This window comes from Planomonospora parontospora (assembly GCA_014647935.1).
In the GTDB taxonomy this organism is placed as follows: Bacteria; Actinomycetota; Actinomycetes; order Streptosporangiales; family Streptosporangiaceae; genus Planomonospora; species Planomonospora parontospora.
Map to the genome: position 1 here is coordinate 281718 of BMQD01000005.1, position 16936 is coordinate 298653.

Below are 16936 nucleotides of genomic sequence, written 5' to 3' on the forward strand. Positions count from 1 at the left end.
CGGACGGTCTCTGCGACAATCTGCGGCCTATGAGCATCTCTGCGGAACTCCACGCCATCGGCCGCCCCCTGCTCGACGCGCAGCTCGTCCATCCGACGGTGGCCGGGATCGCCCGGGGCGACCTGGCCGAGCCGGTGTTCCGGTCGTGGCTGGAGCAGGACTACCTCTTCCTGCTGGACTACGTCCGGGTGTTCTCCCGGCTGGCCTGGCAGGCCCCGGACGGGCACCTCGGCGACCTGGTGGACCTGGCCCACGCCACCTTCCACGAGGAGCTGGACCTGCACCGCTCCCTGTCCGCGGAGTTCGGGGCCGACCTGGAGGGGGCGCGCAAGGGGCCGGCGTGCGCGGCCTACACCGCGTTCCTGCTGGAGTCGGCCGCCTCCTACGCCGAAGGGCTGGCGGCGCTCTACCCCTGCATGTGGGGCTACTCGACGCTGGGCCGGATCCTGGCCGAGAACCCGCCCGCCGAGCCGCGCTACCGCGCCTGGGTCGACACCTACGCCCACCCCGGCTTCGCGGAGCTGACCGGGCGCATCGCCGTGATGATCGACGAGGCGGCTCCCGACCCGCGGCGGGCCAGGGAGCTGTTCACCGCGGGGATGGCCCACGAGCTCGCCTTCTGGGACGTGCCCTGACCTGCGGCGGGGATTCCCGCCGCAGCCGGGCGGGGGGGTCCGCCGAGCGGGCATCATGGGGGCCATGAATGTTCCTGAGGTCGAAGTGCAGGCCGTACCCGATGAGGCGTTCCTGCTGGACGTGCGCGAGGACGACGAGTGGCGGGCGGGGCACGCGCCCACGGCCGTGCACATCCCGCTGGGGGAGCTGCAGGCGCGCGTGGGGGAGGTCCCCGGCGACGTCCCCGTCTACGTGGTCTGCCGGGTGGGCGGGCGCTCCGCGCACGCCGCGGCCTGGCTCAACCACCTGGGCCGGGACGCGGTCAACGTCGGGGGCGGCATGCAGTCCTGGGCCTTTGCGGGCCGTCCGATGGTGAGCGAAACCGGCCAGAACCCGTTCGTGGCCTGAAGGGGGCGGGCCGGGCGGAACCCGTCCGCGGCCTGAGGGGCGGGAACGGGTGAGCCGGGACCGGGCGGGTGAGGCCGGGCGGGAGCGGGTGAGGTCGAGTCAGGCGGGAGCGGGCCGGGCCGCCGGACCCGGGCTCTTGCGCCGAACGGTGCGGATGGCATAATCCGGGACGGAATATCTACCGCGGGAGCTCGGGCGGAGCCGGGCTGAGAGGGCGGGACCACGCGGAGGGCCGGAGAAGGCCCTCCCACGCGCCGCCGACCGCATGAACCTGTCCGGGTAATGCCGGCGTAGGGAGCGCGTGATGACGTCCGACGTCGCCGACTCCGGGGTGGCCGCGAAGCACGCGGAAGCCCCCCTCACCCTCGACGAGGCCCCGCCCAAGGCCCTGGGGGTGCTCGACCAGGGTGCGCTCTGGGCCAACCTGGGCGTCAGCCTGCTCGGGTTCTCCGGTGCGATCGCGCTGATCGACCCGCTGGGCGACCGGCCGCTGAGCTTCCTGGCGGCCGTGACGGCCGCGGTCGTCGGCAGCCTCATCGGCACCGCGATGGTGGCGCTGGCCGCCATCCCGGGCCAGCAGACCGGCGCCCCGGCCATGGTGCTGCTGCGGGGCCTGTTCGGCGCGCGGCTGTCGTACGTGCCGACCGTGCTGAACATCGTCCAGATGCTCGGCTGGGGGGCCTTCGAGCTCTGGGTCATCGCCCAGGGCGCCCAGGCCATCGCCGGGTCCTTCGGCGCCGAGGTGCCGTACGCCGTCTGGGTGGTCCTCGGCGGGGCGATCACCACCGCGCTGACCATCCGGCCGCTGGGCGCGGTCCGCCTGCTGCGCCGCTTCGTCACCGCCGGCGTGGTCGTCTCGATGGCCTGGTTCGCCTACGCGCTCTTCAGCAGGGATCCGGCGATCGGTGCGGGTACCTGGGAGGCGTTCGCCCCCTCCGTCGACTACGTGATCGCGCTCTCGGTCTCGTGGGTCCCGGTCGCCGCGGACTTCGCCCGCTTCTCCCGCTCCGGCAGGGCCGCCTTCACCGGCGTGGTGGGCGGCTACACCATCGCCCAGGTGGCCTGTCTGACCCTGGGCGTGGCCGCCCTGGCACTGGTGGGCAACGACCCGGACAAGGTCTGGGACCCGTTCGTGGCAGCCCCGCTCGGCTGGCTCTTCTTCGGCATCCTGGTGCTGCGCGAGACCGACCAGTCGTTCGTGAACGTCTACTCCACCGCGATGTCCCTGCAGAACCTGCTGCCCCGGCTGGACCGCCGGATCATCTCGGCGGGCACCGGCGCGCTGGTCACCCTGCTCGCGATCTTCGTCAGCGCCGACACCTACACCGCCTTCCTGGGCCTGATCGGAGCGGTCTTCGTCCCGATGTTCGCCGTCCTCGCGGTGGACTACTTCCTGCTCGGCGGCAGGGACCGCTGGGACACCTCGGAGACCGCGCCCTCGCGCTGGCTCATGGTCCTGCCGTGGGTGCTCGGCTTCGCGGCCTGGTGGATGCTGGCGGCGCTGCCGACGGCGCCGGAACTGGCCTGGTGGAAGGCGTTCTGGACGGGCGCGCGGGACCTGGTCGGGCTCGTCCCGCAGCCGTGGATGAGCGCCTCCCTCGCCGCGTTCATCGTTCCCGTCCTGGTGACCCTGGCCGTCGGCGCCCTCCGCGGCCGGCTGAAGGACCGCCGCTGACGGACCGCCGCTGGAGGACGGCGCGGGATCTCCGGAGGGCTACCGGGGGCGGTGGCGTCCCTCGATGCGGAGCAGCCGCTCCTTGGCGGTCGTGCCGCCGGCGTATCCGCCCAGCACGTCCTCGCTCTCGACCACCCGGTGGCAGGGCACGATCACGCACACCGGGTTGGCGCCGAGCGCGTTGCCGACCGCGCGCAGCGCCCGCGGCCGGCCGATCCGCTCGGCGATCTCCCGGTAGGTGGTCACCGTCCCGTACGGCACGGCGAGCATCATCTGCAGCACGGTCCTGGCGAACGGCGTGGCGAGCTGGAGGTCGACCGTGGTGGTGAAGGTGCGCAGCCGGCCGGAGAAGTAGGCGTCCAGCTCCCGGCGGACGGGGTCGAGCCGCCGCGGGTCGGGCCCGATGAACGAGCTGACACCCCGGGCGACGCGCTCGAAGACGACGTTCTCGTCCTCGTAGCTGCAGGCCGCCACGCCCCGGCCGGACACGGCGAGGATCAGCCGCCCCACCGGGCCCTCGTGGACGCCGAACGCGACGTCGGGATGCCTGTCCCCCACGTAGGTGGGCGAGGTCACCCGCAGCAGTGCGTCGAGATCGCCGGATGACCCGGATGACATGTCCCACCCTCTCCCGTCCAGGCGCGTGGTCACGGCAGCGTATCGGACGGCTCACCAGGCCGGGTCCGCCCCGGCGGGCTCCGACACGCCCGGCTCCCGTTACCGGCAGGGACACGCCGGGGCGGTAACGAGGCGGCAATGGAAGCGCCGATCTATTGTCGAGCGTGCACAAGCTGTAACCGGTCTGCGGTTTCTATGACTATCTAACGGGGCATTTCGGTCGTACTGGGGTGTGCTCCTCAGGGGGGAACAGGGATAGGGGGAGGTGGGTCCGTCGAGCGTCGTCTTGTTGCCGTATGCACCGTCCAGCGTCGCCGTCGCACGTCAGTACCTCAGCTCTGACCTGCAGGAATGGGGCGTCTACGAGACCGTGATAGATGACGCCGTGCTGGTGGTGAGCGAGCTGCTGAGTAACGCGCTCCGGCATGCGCACCCCCTGCCGTCCGGGCAGATCAAAGTGGCATGGCAGTGCACTGACGGATATGTCGAGGTAGCTGTGAGTGACGGCGGTTCGGCCACCGAACCCCGCGCGGGGAGAGCCGCGCTCTCCTCGCTGGGGGGCCGGGGGCTCGGCATCGTCGAATACCTGGCCGAGAACTGGGGGGTCAGACACGAAGGGGACGTCACCACCGTGTGGGCGGCCGTCGCGACCGCCGACACGGTGAGCAACGGTCATGCCGCCGTTCCCTCACCCGCCGTCCGGGAGTGCATCTGAATCAGGCGGGGGAGGGAGAGGATCGGTACAGCACCGCCCTCTCCCCCGCCGTCCAGGCCGTCGTGACGAGCAGGTAGATCCCCGCCGCGAGCGGCAGCACGGCCGCCGCCAGGAGCGTCCCGAACGGGAGCAGCGGCATCAGCCCGCGCAGGGCCGCCGGCTGGACCTCCTGGTCCCCTTCGGCCATCGTGCGCCGGATCCGCCGCGACGTGATCACCGCCACGGCCAGCAGGAGCAGGAAGAGCCCGGCGAACACCAGGGACGGGCCGCTGATCAGTCCGAACCCGGCCACCGTGCCCGCGAACTGCTGCCCCAGCGGCACACCGAACAGCCCGTGGGTGAGCAGCGCGTTCGCCTGCCCGGCGATGGTCGACGAGACGAAGACCTGGTACATGACCGCGAAGAACGGCAACTGGGCCAGGCCCGGCAGGCAGCCCGCCAGGGGTGAGGCGTTCTCCGCGGCGTAGAGGGCGGCCAGTTCCCGCCGGAGCCGCTCAGGGTCGCGGCCGTGGCGGTCCTGCAGCTTCCTGATCCGGGGAGCGAGCCGTCTGCGCACCCGCTCGCCCCTGGCCTGCATGACGCTGAGCGGGAGCAGCAGGAGCCGGACGGCGATGGTGAACAGGACGATCGCCGGCGCGGTGGAGCCCAGCGGGCCGGCGAGCGCGGCGATGAGGTCGGCGGTGAGGCCGAGGACGGGATCGAACACCGAGGAGCCCTTCTGAACGGAGTGGAGTCGGCGCAGAAGGCACCCGCGATCACCCTCCCCCGGATCGGGGGGAGGGTGCTCTCTCAGGGGGTCACGCGGGCGCCGGGCCCGCGGAGGGCGCTCGCGGACGGGAGCGTCCGGGCGCACCGGGATCGCACTGCCGTACGAAGACCGGTGGTGCGGCGCGGCCCCGCCCCGGCGGACGGAGGCCCGGCCGGGCCGCGGCGGCGGCGGGCGCCGTGCGCAGCGCCCACGCGAGGAGGAGCACGCCCAGCCCGGCCACGGCGGTCACCGTCAGGGCGCCGCCGTCGGGCAGCCAGACGAACAGCGTCTGGAGGACGAGCAGGGGGTTCACCGCAGGGCCGCCCGGGTCACTTGGACCGGCCGACGACCGTGACCAGGGCGACGACCACGAAGGCCACGAAGGCCAGCACCAGCAGGAGCTTGAACAGCCCGAACAGGGCGGGCAGCACGAGCCCGAACACCACGTAGAGCGCGAGGAGGACGCCCAGGACTGCCATCACGATACGACCCATGGGTCCACCGTACGCCGGAGATCGGCCCGGTGCGGGGCGGGCCGCATAACGATGGCGCATAACGATGGCGCGCCGGGGTCTTACGGGCCGGTGACGGTTTCCTCCGGAGGGGGACGCGCGGGCCTACCGTGGGGCCATGAGCGCGCGCATTCTGGTGGTCGAGGACGACCCGACGGTGGCCGAGGTCGTGGCCCGCTACCTCGAACGCGACGGGCATCGCGTCGAGTGCGTCGGAGACGGCGCCGAGGCGCTCAGGCGGGCGCTGGCGGACCCGCCCGACCTGCTCGTGCTCGACCTGATGCTGCCCAAGCTGGACGGCCTGACGGTCTGCAGGAAGCTCAGGGAGCGCCGGCCGGTCCCGGTGATCATGCTGACCGCGCTGGGCGAGGAGATCGACCGGGTCGCCGGCCTGGAGACCGGCGCCGACGACTACGTCACCAAGCCGTTCAGCCCCCGCGAGCTGGCGTTGCGCGTCCAGTCGGTGCTGCGGCGGGCGCGCGGCGCGTCGATGCCGACGGGCACGGGCGTGCTGCGGGACGGTGACCTGGTGGTCGACGTGGGCGCGCACGAGGTACGGCTCGACGGCGAGCAGGTCACGCTGACCGCCCGCGAGTTCGATCTCCTGGCCCACCTGATGCGCAACCCCCGCCAGGCGTTCAGCCGGTCCACCCTGCTCGACCAGGTCTGGGGCTGGTCGTTCGGCGACTCCTCCACGGTGACCGTCCACGTCCGCCGCCTTCGCGAGAAGATCGAGCCGGACCCGACCGCGCCCAGCCGCATCGTCACCGTCTGGGGCGTGGGCTACCGATACGAGCCCGCGGAGCCGGCGTGATCCCCGAGATCGTGGAGATCGCCGCGGTCACCGCCGGCCTCGGCCTGCCGGTCGCGCTCGCCGGGCTGGGCGCCATGCACCTGCTCCGTGAGCGGTCGATCGGGACGATGCTCGCGGTGCTCGCCGCGGTCCCCGTCGTGGTGACGGTGGCGGGCGTCGCTGCGATCACCATGAGGATGATCATCGAGGGCGGCTCCCGGGACATCGTGCTCAGCGTGGTCGTCATCGGGGGCCTGGCCGGCCTGGGCGTGGCGGCGGTGCTCGGCCGACGCGTCGTGGCCGCCAGCCGCAGGCTCGTCGCCGCCGTGCACGACGTGCCCGACTCGGGGGAGTTCACCCCGCCCCGCGGTCTCCCGGCCGAGCTCGGCACGATCGCCGCCGCCCTCGACGAGGCCTACCGGCGGATCCGTCTCGGCCGCGAGCGCGAGCGCGCGCTGGAGGGCGCCCGCCGTGAGCTCGTCGCCTGGGTCAGCCACGATCTGCGCACCCCGCTGGCCGGGATGCGCGCCATGGCAGAGGCACTGGAGGACGGCGTGGTCTCCGACCCGGAGACGGTGAACCGCTACCACGCCCGGATCCGGCTGGAGGCGGACCGCCTCTCCGGAATGGTCGACGACCTGTTCGAGCTGTCCAGGATCCATGCGGGCGCGCTGCGCCTGTCCCGCCGCCGGATCGGCCTCGGTGACCTGGTCGCCGACGCGCTGGCCGGGGTGGAGCCGCTGGCCCGGGCCAAGGGGGTGCGGCTGGCGGGTTCCGTGGACCCGGTGGTGCCCGTCCAGGCGGACGCGGGGGAGCTCTCCCGGGCCCTGTGCAACCTGGTGGCCAACGCGATCCGGCACACCCCGGCCGGCGGCACGGTCTCGGTCCGCGCGACCGTGGAGGGCGGGCTGGCCCGCCTGTCGGTGACCGACCGCTGCGGCGGGATCCCGGCGGAGGACCTGCCCCGGGTCTTCGACGTGGCCTTCCGCGGGGAGGCGGCCCGGAGCCCGCGGGGGGACGGTGCGGGCGCCGGGCTCGGCCTGGCGATCGCCCGAGGCATCGTGGAGGCCCACGAGGGTGCCATCGGCGTCGTCAACACCGGGCCCGGCTGCCGCTTCGAGATCCGCCTCCCCCTGTCGAAGTGAGACCGCCGCGGTCAGACCGGCATGTCTCCGACGACCCTCCGGGGCACCGCCGACAGGGCGGCCTGGCCCTCCGACTGGGCCGGGACCATGAGGGTCACCTGGACCTCGTCGGAGAGGGAGGCGCCGCCGGGAGCCGGTTCGGCGGGCTCGCGGGAGAGGGGGTCCCGCAGTGCGCCGAAGCTCTCCGACATCGCCCGGAAGGTCGGGCACGGCCAGCGCCACATGCAGCTCCGGCAGCGCAGGATCGGATGCGCCGCGTCGCTGGTGATGCCGCCCGCGTCCCGGGGTTGGTGCAGGTCCAGGAGCCGGATCCCGAGTTCGGCGAAGTCGAGCAGTTCCTGGCGTGCTCCCTCCAGGAAGTCGAGGTCGTCGCTCGTGAGGCGGGTCCGGATCGGGACGAAGCCCTCGCGGTTCACCAGGCCGCGGAGGGAGTGGGTCGCGTCCTGCCACGAGGTGGACCTGGTGGCGCGCGTGATGGTGGACTCCAGGCGCGTGCGGAGCAGTTGGCGCTGGGGATCCTCAGGAAGATCGTTGTTCATCGAAGATACTGGGCCCGTTTCTACTCGTCGTCCGTCGTCGACTTGGTGCAGCGACGGTCGGGAGGTTCCGGGCCTCCCCCCTTTCCGGCCGAGCCGGTGTTGCACGCTGTCAAGCTTCGCGCACCGAGGGTTCGCGTGAGGGGAGAACGGGCGACAAAGGGCCTGGACCGATAGCCCCGGCAGGCAAAACCTTGAACAGGACACCCCCTTGGGCCGTAGAGCGTGACCCGGGGCTCCGTCGCCGCTAGTGTGCCCGCTGTGGAGCTAAAAGTCTCAACTCGATCTCATGGTGGCCACACAATTGTGACCATTGTCGGAGAAATCGACCTATATACCGCGCCTCGCCTGCAGTCCGAGCTCGATCGGCTGCTGGACGAGAGCGCCGCCGCCTTCATGGTCGTCGACATGTCCGGCGTGGAGTTCTGCGACTCCACCGGCATGAACGTCCTGTTGTCCGCGCTCAAACGGCTGCGCGAGCAGGGAGGGGTCCTGGAGATGGCCGGGCCGCGCCCCGCCGTCCGTAAGATTCTTCAGGTCACCGGTCTCGATTCGGTGTTCACCGTCCACGAGGCGGTGCCCGAGGAACTGCTGGCGGCCGAGCCCAAGGCGTGAGCCGCCTCGCGGGGCCCGGGACGGAGGGCCGCGCGCACGCGGCGACCGGCGGACGAGGCGACCTGCGGAAGAGGGCGGCATGACCGGCACAGCAGTGATCATCCCGGCCAAGGACGAGGCCGACCGGATCGGTGCCACCGTGGCCGCCGCCCGGGCGCTGCCCGGGGTGGACCTGGTCGTCGTCGTGGACGACGGCTCGGCCGACCGGACCGGCAGGGTGGCCAGGGCCGCCGGAGCCCGCGTCGTACGGCACAGCCGCAACCGGGGCAAGGCCGCCGCGATGGAGAGCGGTGCGGAGGTCGTGCGGCTGTTCGACGAGGAGCGGGGTGGGGCTCCGCGGCACCTGCTGTTCCTGGACGCCGACCTGGGACAGACCGCGCACACGGCCGTGCCCCTGATCGAGCCGGTCGTGGCGGGTGAGGCGGACATGACCATCGCCGTCTTCGTCACCCGGGTCAAGCTGGGGGGCCACGGGTTCGTGGTCCGGCTCGCGCGTGACGGCATCGAGCGCGCCACCGGCTGGACGCCCACCCAGCCGCTCAACGGCCAGCGCTGCCTGACCCGGGCCGCCTTCGAGGCGGCCCGGCCGCTGGCGCGCGGTTTCGGCGTGGAGACGGGCCTCACGATCGACCTGCTCCGCCGGGGCTTCCGGGTCCGCGAGGTCGAGGTGGAGATGTCCCATCGCGCCACCGGCACCGACTGGCGGGCCCAGCTCCACCGGACCCGGCAGTTCCGCGACGTCGCCCGCGCCCTCCTGGCCCGCAGGGCGCTGCACGTCTGAGCCTCGCCGCCGGGGATCGTCGTGAGCGGCCCGGGGTCGCCGCGGGCACTGCGGCGGGTGTGCTGGAATTTGCGGGTGACTCAGGACACGGCGGTGGCCGGCGGACCCGTACGGCACGGCGCGCGTGACGCCCTGGGCGTGTTCGCCCCGGTGGCGATCGGGCTCTCGGCCGGGCTGACCGTCCTGATCGGCCTGCTGGGGCCCTCGGCCATGGTGCCGGGCCTGCCCGGCCCCTCCTGGCACCCGCCGTACTCCCTGGACGCCGGGCCGGACGGCCACCTGGTGATCGCCCTGGCCGCCGCGGCGATCGCGCTGGGCGGGACCGGTCTGGCCGCGGCCCTGCGGTCGCGGTGGCGGCCGGATCCGCGGCTGCTGCTCTGGGCCGGCTCCGCCGTGGCCGCACTGCTGGCCCTCCTGCCGCCGTCGGGCTCGGCCGACCACCTGAACTACGCCGCCTACGGACGGCTGGCCGCGCTGGGCCGTGATCCGTACGCAGTCGCGCCCGCCGCGTTCCCCGGCGACCCGGTGGCGGGGGCCGTCGAGGAGTGGGCCGGGGTGACGAGCGTCTACGGTCCGGTCGCGACGGCGGTGCAGGCGCTGGCGAGCCTGGCCGGGGGTGACTCGGTCCGGCTGACCGTCTTCGGGATGGCGCTGTTCAACGCCGCGGCCTTCGTCGGGACCGGGCTGCTGCTGCACCGCCTGACCGCCGCCGACGCGGACCTCCAGCGGCGGGCGGCGCTGCTCTGGACGGCCAACCCATTGATGATCTACCACCTGTCCGCCGGGATGCACGTCGACACCATGGCCGTGGCCTGCATGGTCGCCGCCCTGTTCGCCTTCTCGTCCCTGCGGGGCGCGGCCGGGGGCGCGACGTCGGGGGTGCTGCTGGGGCTGGGGATCGGGGTCAAGCTCAACGCCGGGCTGGTCGCGCTCGGGCCCGCCTGGGAGCTGCGCCGCCGGCCCGGCAGGCTCACCCTGGTCGCCGGTACGGCGACGGCCACGGTGGCGGCGGTCTACGGGATCGCCGGGCCGCACGTGCTCGACCAGGTGGGCGCGGCCAGCCGGAAGGTCTCCCTCGGCACCCCGTGGCAGCCGGTGAAGCTCGCCCTCCAGTCGCTGTTCGGGCCGGGCGCGTACGCGGTCTGGATCCAGGCCGGGTCGGTGCTCCTGCTGGCGGTCCTGGCGTGGCTGGTGTTCCGGGCCGTGCCGGGCGGCCCGGGCGGTGCGGTCCCTGCGGGCGGCCGGCTTCTTCCCTCGGCTCCTCCGGTCCCGCCGTCGCCGTCGACCTCGGCGCCGGTCCTGCGGCCGGTTCCGCCGGAGGTACCGGCCCCGCTGGTGGCGGCGGTGATCGTCGTGGCCTGGCTGTTCGCCGCGCCGTACGCGCTGCCCTGGTACGACGGCCTGGCCTTCGCGCTGCTGGCCGCGGCGCCCGCCTGGCCGGCCCTGGAGGGGTTCGTGGTGGCCAGGACGGCGATCCTCTCGCTCGGCTACCTCCCGGCCCGCGAGGCGCTCCGCCCCGACGACCTGCTCTGGCTGAAGACCGTCGTCAGGCAGCAGGTGGTGCCGTGGTCCCTGCTGGCTCTGACGGCCGCTCTGCTGTGGTGGGCGGCGCGAGCCGGAGTGCGCGCACGCAGGCGGCCAGCGTGAGCGGCACCGCGACCGTGAGGGCCATGGCCGGGATGGCGATGCCGGAGTCGTTCATCAGGAACCCGATGAGCGCGCACGTCAGCGCGCCGATCAGCCCGGCCCGCAGCGCCGGGGCGAGGGCGTAGGCCCGTCCCAGGGCGGGGGCGCCCCAGCGGGAGGGGCGGTCCAGCACCAGGAAGAGGAAGGCCAGCGCGACCAGCGTGAGCAGGGTCAGCGACCAGTTGCCGACCGTGACCCCGACCATCGCGGTGAACTTGCGGGCGATCACCGTCCCGGCCTCGCCGTCCAGCACCTGCTGGACGAACGCGCCGAGGTGGGTGCGCTGCCCTGCGGGGCGGAGCCGGTCGGCGACCGCGATCGCGGTGATCAGGCCGATCCCGGCCAGTCCGACCAGGCCGAGCCGGACGGCCGAGACCCGGCGGCCGGAGAGCAGGATCAGGAAGACTGCCAGTCCGGTCAGGAACGCCGGGACCCCGCCGAAGTCGGCTCCCCAGCCCGGCCAGCCGTCCGCGAAGACCGCCAGCCCGCCGTACAGCGCGCAGACCGCCAGGGCGAGCCCGCGACGTCCCCGGGACGTCAGCCACTGGGCGATTCCGGCCAGGGCCAGGATCGTCCCGGCGGAGTAGACGGCGAAGGCGATGTTGCCGAACCCGTAGAAGCGCCCGCCGGCCACCGGCTCGTACCCGGTGACGGCGTTGACCTGGAGCGTCGAGCCGGTCATCACGTCGGCCAGCAGGGTGAGTGAGGTGATCCCGGCTACCACGGCGAGCGGGCCCAGCACGTGCGACCGCCAGGGCCCGGCGAACGCGAGTGCGGCGACGGCGCAGGCGATGCCGAGGATGGTCAGCACCACCCCGGCCATCGGGACCGGGAACGCCCACCAGGGCACCAACTGGGCGAGGAAGGTGGCGACCGCGATCGACCCGCTGACCGCGGCGACGGCCCGGACCGCGGTCAGCGCCCGCGCACCGCCCCAGCCCCGGCGGATCGCGGCGGCGGCCAGCAGGTAGAAGAGGATCTGCACCGCCACGAAGCCGCCGAAGAACGGGCCGCGGACCCGGTTCACCACCCGGCTGGCCAGGTTCTCGCGGGCCAGGTCCGCCACGACGGCCGCGGTGGCGTCCTCCGCGGCGTCCCCCGAGGCGTCTCCCTCGCCTCCGGAGGCTCCGGCGCCCGGGGCGGGGTCCCCGCCGGTCCAGGGGCGGCCGACGACCGTCTTCGGCGTCTCCAGCCCCAGCAGGGCGATCGCGGTGGCGGTCAGGTCGGTGGTGGTGACCAGGCCGTTCTGGCGGGTTGAGGCGGCGGTGAGGTAGCCGCGGGGGTACGGCGAGCCGTCCGGCGACGGGCCGGAGGCGATCGCCACGTGCAGGTGGGCCACGTCGGAGGCGTCGGACAGGCCGCCGAGCAGGAGCGTGGAGTCCGGGGGGAGGCGGTCGAGGACGGCGCCGACCTGGCGGTCGATCCCGGCCACGGCCTCGCGCCTGACCTCGTCCGCCGGCGCGGCGGGCACGTCGCGATCGGTGCCGTCGCCGGTGTCGGCGGCGTCACCGGCCGCGCCGGTCCCGCCGTCCGTCCCGGTGGCGGTCCCGCTGCCGCTGCCGCTGCCGGTGCCGCTGCCACTGCCGTCCTCGAGCCAGGCGCGGGTGAGGTCTCCGGCCTCGACGACGACGAGCCGGTACGGGGTCAGCTCACCCAGCTGCTCCACCGTCTCCGCGTATTTGGCTACTTTTCCGGATTTGTCAGCAGCCCCGAGGGCGGCCCCCGGCCCGGCCGCCGCCACCTTCCCCCCGGCGTCGGCGACGAGCTGCCCGAGCTGACCGAGCACCGGCTTGTAGGAGGTGTCCGCGTTGAAGGCGACCAGTTGCGCCCAGCCCGGCACGACGGCGCCCTCACCGGAGACCTGCGGGACCGGAGGCGGGGAGCAGCCCGGGGCGGACGTGCCCGCCCGCTGCCCCGCCGAGGCCGTCAGCCAGCCCTCCACCGGGCAGATGAAGCCCCGTCCCCTGGGCGGGTTGGCCCGGGTGGACAGCGAAGCCGCCCCGCCGGAGCCGGTCAGCCGCCACAGGTTCGGCGTCCGCACCGGGTCCAGATCGCTCCAGAGCAGCCCCGGCACCCCGACGACCACGACCCGGGCGGGCCGTCCGTCCCCGGCGGAGGCGCCGGCCGTACCCGCTCCCGGGAGGGGGGGCAGGCCGGCGGCCGTAGCGGTTCCCGGCAGGGCGGCGGTGGCGCTGGCCGTACCCGCTGGGGTGGCGGCCGTAGCGGTTCCCGGCAGGGCGAGGAGCGCGGCGGTGACGAGCAGGAGCGCCAGGCGGGCCGCCCGGACCGCGGCGGCGCCGAGGGCGCCCGGCGCCGGGGTCCGGCGGGCGTGCTCCGGAGCGTTCCGGTGCGGTGTGCGGCGTCCGCGTGCTGGGCCCATCCGGTCTCCCCCTCAGTTCCCGTCCGTCGACGGCCGGTTCCCGCGTCACGGTAGCCTGCCTGGTCGTGAGGACCGACGAGGCGACCGAGACCAGGCGGCCCATCCGGGCGTGGCTGCCGGTGCCGGCGCTCATCGCGCTGGCGGCGGCCCCGCTGGTGCTCCACTGGCTGGGCAACGTCGACGACCAGCGTCTGGTCGATCTGGACGTTTACCGTACCGGCGGGGAGATGGTGCTGGCCGGGCGGCCGGTCTACGACTTCGCCACGCCCGCGCCGCAGCTGCTCCCGTTCACCTACCCGCCGATCGCGGCGCTGCTGGCCACGCCGCTGGCGGCGATGTCGTGGACGGCGGCGCAGTGGGTCTGGACGGCCGGGATCTTCGCCACGCTCATGGTCGCCGTCTGGTACGGCTTCCGCGCCGTCTGGGAGCGTCTCGACCGCGCCCGGCCTCCCGCCGGGGCCCGGTGGACGCCGCCGCGGTCGCTCTGGACGCCGCTGGCGTTCGCGTTCCTGACGGTCGCCTGCACCTACCTGATGCCGATCAGGGACCAGGTCCGGTTCGGCCAGGTGGACATCCTGCTGGTCGCGCTCTGCCTGGCCGACTGCGCGGCGCGGCGGCCGGCCTGGCCGCGCGGCATGCTCATCGGCCTGGCCACCGCGGTCAAGCTCACCCCCGGCGTCTTCCTGATCTACCTGCTGGTCACCGGCTTCGGCCCGGGGGCCCGTCCCGAGCAGCGCCGGGCCCTCTTCATGGCCGCGTTCACCGCCGGGCTGCTGACCCTGCTGCCGTTCGCGGTGATCCCGGCCGACGCCGCCGACTTCTGGTTCCGCGCGCTGCTCGACCCCGAGCGGCTCGGCTCCAACGCGGCGACCACCAACCAGTCGATGCGCGGCATGCTCATCCGGCTCTACCTGCCCGACGCGCTGACGAGCCTGCTCTGGCTGGCGCTCGTGGCGGCGGTCGGCTGGTACGGCTTCCGCCGGGCGCGCGCGGCGCTGCTGGACGGCGACGCGACGACCGCCGTCGCCCTGACCGGCCTGATGGCCGTGCTGCTCTCGCCGGTGGCCTGGATCCACCACCTGGCCTGGGTCGTCGTGGTGCTCGGCGCGATCGCCGGCGACGGGCGGGACCCGGTCAGGGTCCGGGTGGCGGCAGGGGTCTGGCTCTACTACGTGGTGCCGATCCCCTGGTGGGGGGTGGCACTGAAGGCGGCGGAGATCCCGGTGCTCAGCCCGGTGCTGGGCAAGCTGGTGCAGAACGCGTTCGGGCTCGGCGCGCTGGCCCTGGTCTGGCTGCTGGGGTCCTGGCTGCCGGGGCGGCGCGTGATTTTCCGTACTTTTCAGGCGTCGGATGTGGAATTCTCCGCACGGTTCCGGACGGCCGCCGGATAGCCTGGAGGCATGCTGAAACTCGCCTACCTGGGACCCGAGGGCACCTTCGCCGAGGAGGCCCTGCGGATCCTGGCGCCGGAAGCCGAGCGCCTGCCGAGCGCCAACGTCGGCGCGGCGCTCGACGCCGCCCGGCGGGGCGAGGCGGACGGCGCCGTCGTCCCGCTGGAGAACTCCATCGAGGGCGGCATCGCGACCACCCTGGACGAGCTCGCCCGGAGCGAGCCGCTGCTCATCACCGCCGAGCTGCTGCTGCCCGTCGAGTTCTCCCTCCTGGCCAGGCCCGGCAAGGAGATCGGCGACATCAAGCGGGTCATCTCCCATCCGGCGGCCCTCACCCAGTGCCGCGGCTACATCGCCCGCGAGCTGCCCGACGCCGTGGCCGTCTCCGCCCCGTCCACCGCCGGCGCGGCCCAGGAGGTCGCGCTGCCCGGCTCGCCGTACGACGCGGCCATCGCCGCGCGCATCGCCGGAGAGCACTACGGCCTGGTCGAGCTCGCCGGGGGGATCGGCGACCGCTCCGACACCGTCACCCGGTTCGTCCGGCTCTCCCGGCCCGCCCCGCCGCCCGCTCCCACCGGCTCCGACCGCACCTCCCTGGTGGCCTTCCTCTCCGACGACCACCCGGGCGCGCTGCTGGAGATGCTGACGGAGTTCTCCGTGCGCGGGGTCAACCTGACCCGGATCGAGTCGCGGCCCACCGGCGACGGCATCGGCCGCTACTTCTTCCACTTCGACTTCGAGGGCCACATCGCCGACGCCCGGGTCGGCGAGGCGGTCTCCGGCCTGCACCGGGTCTGCGAAGGCGTGCGCTTCCTCGGCAGCTACCCGCGCGCCGACGGCCTCGCACCGCAGATCAGGCGCGGTACGGCCGACGCCGACTTCGACGAGGCGTCGGGCTGGCTGGCCAGGATCAGGGGCGGGCAGGTCTAGCGGGCCCGCGCCCTCCGGGGGCCATCCCGGGCCTTCCGGCGCCTTTCCCTGTGTCGAAAGACCCGCTGGACACTCCTTATCCGTGTGCGGGCCCGAACCGCTCATCTGTAGCCTGGGTCTGTGATTGACCTGCGTACCCTTCGTGAGGATCCCGACCGGCTACGGGCGTCGCAGCGTGCCCGCGGTGAGGACGACTCTGTCGTCGACACGCTGCTCGACCTCGACGGGCGCCGCCGCTCCGCGCTGGCGTCGTTCGAGTCGCTGCGCGCCGAGCAGAAGAACATGGGCAAGCTGGTGTCCAAGGCCTCCGGTGAGGAGAAGGCGGAGCTGCTGAGCCGAGCCAAGGACCTCGCCGCGCAGGTCAAGTCCCTGGAGGCCGAGGCCGAGAAGCTGGCCGGCGAGCTCGACGCGGTCCTGCAGACGGTGCCGAACATCGTCGACCAGGACGCTCCGCACGGCGGGGAGGACGACTACGTCGTGCTGGAGGAGGTCGGCGAGCGGCGCACGTTCGACTTCGAGGCCAGAGACCACCTGGAGCTGGGCGAGCTGCTCGGCGCCATCGACATGGAGCGCGGCGCCAAGGTCTCCGGCTCGCGGTTCTTCTTCCTCAAGGGCGTCGGCGCCCGCCTCCAGCTGGGGCTGCTCAACATGGCCATGCAGCAGGCGGTCGAGGCCGGGTTCGTCCCGATGATCACGCCCGTCCTGGTGAAGCCCGAGGCGATGCAGGGCACCGGCTTCCACGTGGCCCACGACAAGGAGATCTACCGCCTGCCCGACGACGACCTCTACCTGGTCGGCACGTCGGAGGTGCCGCTGGCGGCCTACCACGCCGACGAGATCCTCGATGCGGGCGAGCTGCCGCTGCGCTACGCCGGCTGGTCGTCGTGCTTCCGCCGGGAGGCCGGCTCCTACGGCAAGGACACCCGGGGCATCATCCGCGTCCACCAGTTCGACAAGGTCGAGATGTTCTCCTACTGCCGCCCGGAGGAGGCGCGGGAGGAGCACCTGCGCCTGCTCGCCTGGGAGAAGGAGATGCTCGCCAAGATCGAGGTGCCCTACCGCGTCATCGACACGGCCGCGGGCGACCTCGGCACCTCGGCCGCCCGCAAGTTCGACTGCGAGGCCTGGATCCCCACCCAGGGCCGCTACCGAGAGCTGACCTCGACCTCCAACTGCACCGACTTCCAGGCCCGCCGCCTGGGGGTGCGCTTCCGCGACTCCGGGGGCAAGCCGCAGCACGCCGCGACCCTGAACGGCACCCTGGCCACCACCCGCTGGATCGTCGCCATCCTGGAGAACCACCAGCAGGCCGACGGCTCGGTCGTGATCCCCGAGGCGCTGCGCCCCCACGTCGGCCTCGACGTCCTGGAGCCGGCCAAGTAGGCCCG

The 16936-nt window shown here is 73.7% G+C and carries 18 protein-coding genes; 12 read left to right on the top strand and 6 right to left on the bottom strand.

Annotated features, from left to right (window positions below; translation table 11 throughout):
- Positions 1-29: 29 nt before the first annotated feature.
- The 3 genes from IEZ07_RS10555 (at position 30) to IEZ07_RS10565 (ending at position 2698) form a co-directional block, all read left to right on the top strand.
- Entirely contained in the window at positions 30-635 is a 606-nt protein-coding gene (locus IEZ07_RS10555) for a TenA family protein (protein WP_191894553.1), read from the top strand.
- 55 nt (positions 636-690) lie between these two features.
- Positions 691-1023: a rhodanese-like domain-containing protein gene (locus IEZ07_RS10560; RefSeq protein ID WP_191894554.1), complete on the top strand. Its 333-nt coding sequence runs from the start codon at positions 691-693 to the stop codon at positions 1021-1023.
- 304 nt (positions 1024-1327) lie between these two features.
- On the top strand, positions 1328-2698 hold the full coding sequence (locus IEZ07_RS10565; protein ID WP_191894555.1) for a purine-cytosine permease family protein: 1371 nt from the start codon (positions 1328-1330) through the stop codon (positions 2696-2698).
- Between the two features lie 39 nt (positions 2699-2737).
- Here IEZ07_RS10565 and IEZ07_RS10570 read toward each other — a convergent pair whose 3' ends face one another.
- The gene (locus IEZ07_RS10570) at positions 2738-3316 is read right to left on the bottom strand and encodes a methylated-DNA--[protein]-cysteine S-methyltransferase (protein ID WP_191894556.1); all 579 of its coding nucleotides are present in this window, start codon (positions 3314-3316) and stop codon (positions 2738-2740) included.
- 265 nt (positions 3317-3581) lie between these two features.
- Here IEZ07_RS10570 and IEZ07_RS10575 point away from each other — a divergent pair, with 265 nt between their 5' ends.
- Positions 3582-4031 carry an ATP-binding protein gene (locus tag IEZ07_RS10575; RefSeq protein ID WP_068900116.1) on the top strand — a complete coding sequence of 150 codons (450 nt, stop codon included), beginning with the start codon at positions 3582-3584 and terminating at the stop codon, positions 4029-4031.
- 1 nt (position 4032) lies between these two features.
- Here the strand turns inward: IEZ07_RS10575 and IEZ07_RS10580 are convergent, their stop codons facing one another.
- From IEZ07_RS10580 to IEZ07_RS10590, 3 genes are all read right to left on the bottom strand, one after another.
- Positions 4033-4737 (bottom strand): YidC/Oxa1 family membrane protein insertase, encoded by a 705-nt coding sequence (locus IEZ07_RS10580; RefSeq protein ID WP_191894557.1) that lies wholly within the window; start codon positions 4735-4737, stop codon positions 4033-4035.
- A gap of 91 nt (positions 4738-4828) precedes the next feature.
- Positions 4829-5092, bottom strand: a complete 264-nt coding sequence (locus IEZ07_RS10585; RefSeq protein ID WP_191894558.1) for a DUF6412 domain-containing protein — start codon at positions 5090-5092, stop codon at positions 4829-4831.
- Positions 5093-5108: 16 nt separating this feature from the next.
- Positions 5109-5273, bottom strand: coding sequence for a hypothetical protein (locus IEZ07_RS10590; protein ID WP_157237496.1), 165 nt, complete (start codon positions 5271-5273; stop codon positions 5109-5111).
- A gap of 136 nt (positions 5274-5409) precedes the next feature.
- Between IEZ07_RS10590 and IEZ07_RS10595 the strand changes: the two genes are divergently transcribed.
- Entirely contained in the window at positions 5410-6105 is a 696-nt protein-coding gene (locus IEZ07_RS10595; RefSeq protein ID WP_068900110.1) for a response regulator transcription factor, read from the top strand.
- Complete coding sequence (locus tag IEZ07_RS10600; RefSeq protein WP_191894559.1) at positions 6102-7229, top strand: sensor histidine kinase; 1128 nt, start codon at positions 6102-6104, stop codon at positions 7227-7229. The genes IEZ07_RS10595 and IEZ07_RS10600 overlap by 4 nt, the downstream gene beginning before the upstream one ends.
- A gap of 11 nt (positions 7230-7240) precedes the next feature.
- Here the strand turns inward: IEZ07_RS10600 and IEZ07_RS10605 are convergent, their stop codons facing one another.
- Positions 7241-7768 carry a hypothetical protein gene (locus IEZ07_RS10605; protein ID WP_068900105.1) on the bottom strand — a complete coding sequence of 176 codons (528 nt, stop codon included), beginning with the start codon at positions 7766-7768 and terminating at the stop codon, positions 7241-7243.
- Positions 7769-8026: 258 nt separating this feature from the next.
- Here IEZ07_RS10605 and IEZ07_RS10610 point away from each other — a divergent pair, with 258 nt between their 5' ends.
- The 3 genes from IEZ07_RS10610 to mptB all read left to right on the top strand — a co-directional run bounded on the left by IEZ07_RS10610 (position 8027) and on the right by mptB (position 10808).
- Positions 8027-8380 carry an STAS domain-containing protein gene (locus IEZ07_RS10610; RefSeq protein ID WP_191894560.1) on the top strand — a complete coding sequence of 118 codons (354 nt, stop codon included), beginning with the start codon at positions 8027-8029 and terminating at the stop codon, positions 8378-8380.
- Positions 8381-8459: 79 nt separating this feature from the next.
- Positions 8460-9161, top strand: coding sequence for a glycosyltransferase (locus IEZ07_RS10615; RefSeq protein ID WP_191894561.1), 702 nt, complete (start codon positions 8460-8462; stop codon positions 9159-9161).
- A gap of 75 nt (positions 9162-9236) precedes the next feature.
- The gene (mptB, locus tag IEZ07_RS10620) at positions 9237-10808 is read left to right on the top strand and encodes a polyprenol phosphomannose-dependent alpha 1,6 mannosyltransferase MptB (protein WP_239319902.1); all 1572 of its coding nucleotides are present in this window, start codon (positions 9237-9239) and stop codon (positions 10806-10808) included.
- Here mptB and IEZ07_RS10625 read toward each other — a convergent pair.
- Positions 10708-13227: a hypothetical protein gene (locus IEZ07_RS10625; RefSeq protein WP_191894562.1), complete on the bottom strand. Its 2520-nt coding sequence runs from the start codon at positions 13225-13227 to the stop codon at positions 10708-10710. The genes mptB and IEZ07_RS10625 overlap by 101 nt on opposite strands.
- 65 nt (positions 13228-13292) lie before the next feature.
- Here IEZ07_RS10625 and IEZ07_RS10630 point away from each other — a divergent pair, with 65 nt between their 5' ends.
- From IEZ07_RS10630 to serS, 3 genes are all read left to right on the top strand, one after another.
- Positions 13293-14618 (top strand): glycosyltransferase 87 family protein, encoded by a 1326-nt coding sequence (locus IEZ07_RS10630; RefSeq protein ID WP_191894563.1) that lies wholly within the window; start codon positions 13293-13295, stop codon positions 14616-14618.
- 9 nt (positions 14619-14627) lie between these two features.
- Positions 14628-15548 (top strand): prephenate dehydratase, encoded by a 921-nt coding sequence (gene pheA, locus IEZ07_RS10635; RefSeq protein WP_191894564.1) that lies wholly within the window; start codon positions 14628-14630, stop codon positions 15546-15548.
- A gap of 120 nt (positions 15549-15668) precedes the next feature.
- The gene (gene serS, locus IEZ07_RS10640; RefSeq protein ID WP_191894565.1) at positions 15669-16931 is read left to right on the top strand and encodes a serine--tRNA ligase; all 1263 of its coding nucleotides are present in this window, start codon (positions 15669-15671) and stop codon (positions 16929-16931) included.
- The last annotated feature ends 5 nt before the right edge of the window (positions 16932-16936 follow it).

What these genes read in the sequence shown, in the direction of transcription:
- IEZ07_RS10625 (WP_191894562.1), bottom strand. Translation starts at nt 13,227, where the DNA reads ATGGGCCCAGCACGCGGACGCCGCACACCGCACCGGAACGCTCCGGAG.
- IEZ07_RS10565 (WP_191894555.1), top strand. Translation starts at nt 1,328, where the DNA reads ATGACGTCCGACGTCGCCGACTCCGGGGTGGCCGCGAAGCACGCGGAA.
- pheA (WP_191894564.1), top strand. Translation starts at nt 14,628, where the DNA reads ATGCTGAAACTCGCCTACCTGGGACCCGAGGGCACCTTCGCCGAGGAG.
- IEZ07_RS10595 (WP_068900110.1), top strand. Translation starts at nt 5,410, where the DNA reads ATGAGCGCGCGCATTCTGGTGGTCGAGGACGACCCGACGGTGGCCGAG.
- IEZ07_RS10560 (WP_191894554.1), top strand. Translation starts at nt 691, where the DNA reads ATGGGGGCCATGAATGTTCCTGAGGTCGAAGTGCAGGCCGTACCCGAT.
- IEZ07_RS10570 (WP_191894556.1), bottom strand. Translation starts at nt 3,316, where the DNA reads ATGTCATCCGGGTCATCCGGCGATCTCGACGCACTGCTGCGGGTGACC.
- IEZ07_RS10555 (WP_191894553.1), top strand. Translation starts at nt 30, where the DNA reads ATGAGCATCTCTGCGGAACTCCACGCCATCGGCCGCCCCCTGCTCGAC.
- IEZ07_RS10605 (WP_068900105.1), bottom strand. Translation starts at nt 7,768, where the DNA reads ATGAACAACGATCTTCCTGAGGATCCCCAGCGCCAACTGCTCCGCACG.
- IEZ07_RS10615 (WP_191894561.1), top strand. Translation starts at nt 8,460, where the DNA reads ATGACCGGCACAGCAGTGATCATCCCGGCCAAGGACGAGGCCGACCGG.
- IEZ07_RS10590 (WP_157237496.1), bottom strand. Translation starts at nt 5,273, where the DNA reads ATGGGTCGTATCGTGATGGCAGTCCTGGGCGTCCTCCTCGCGCTCTAC.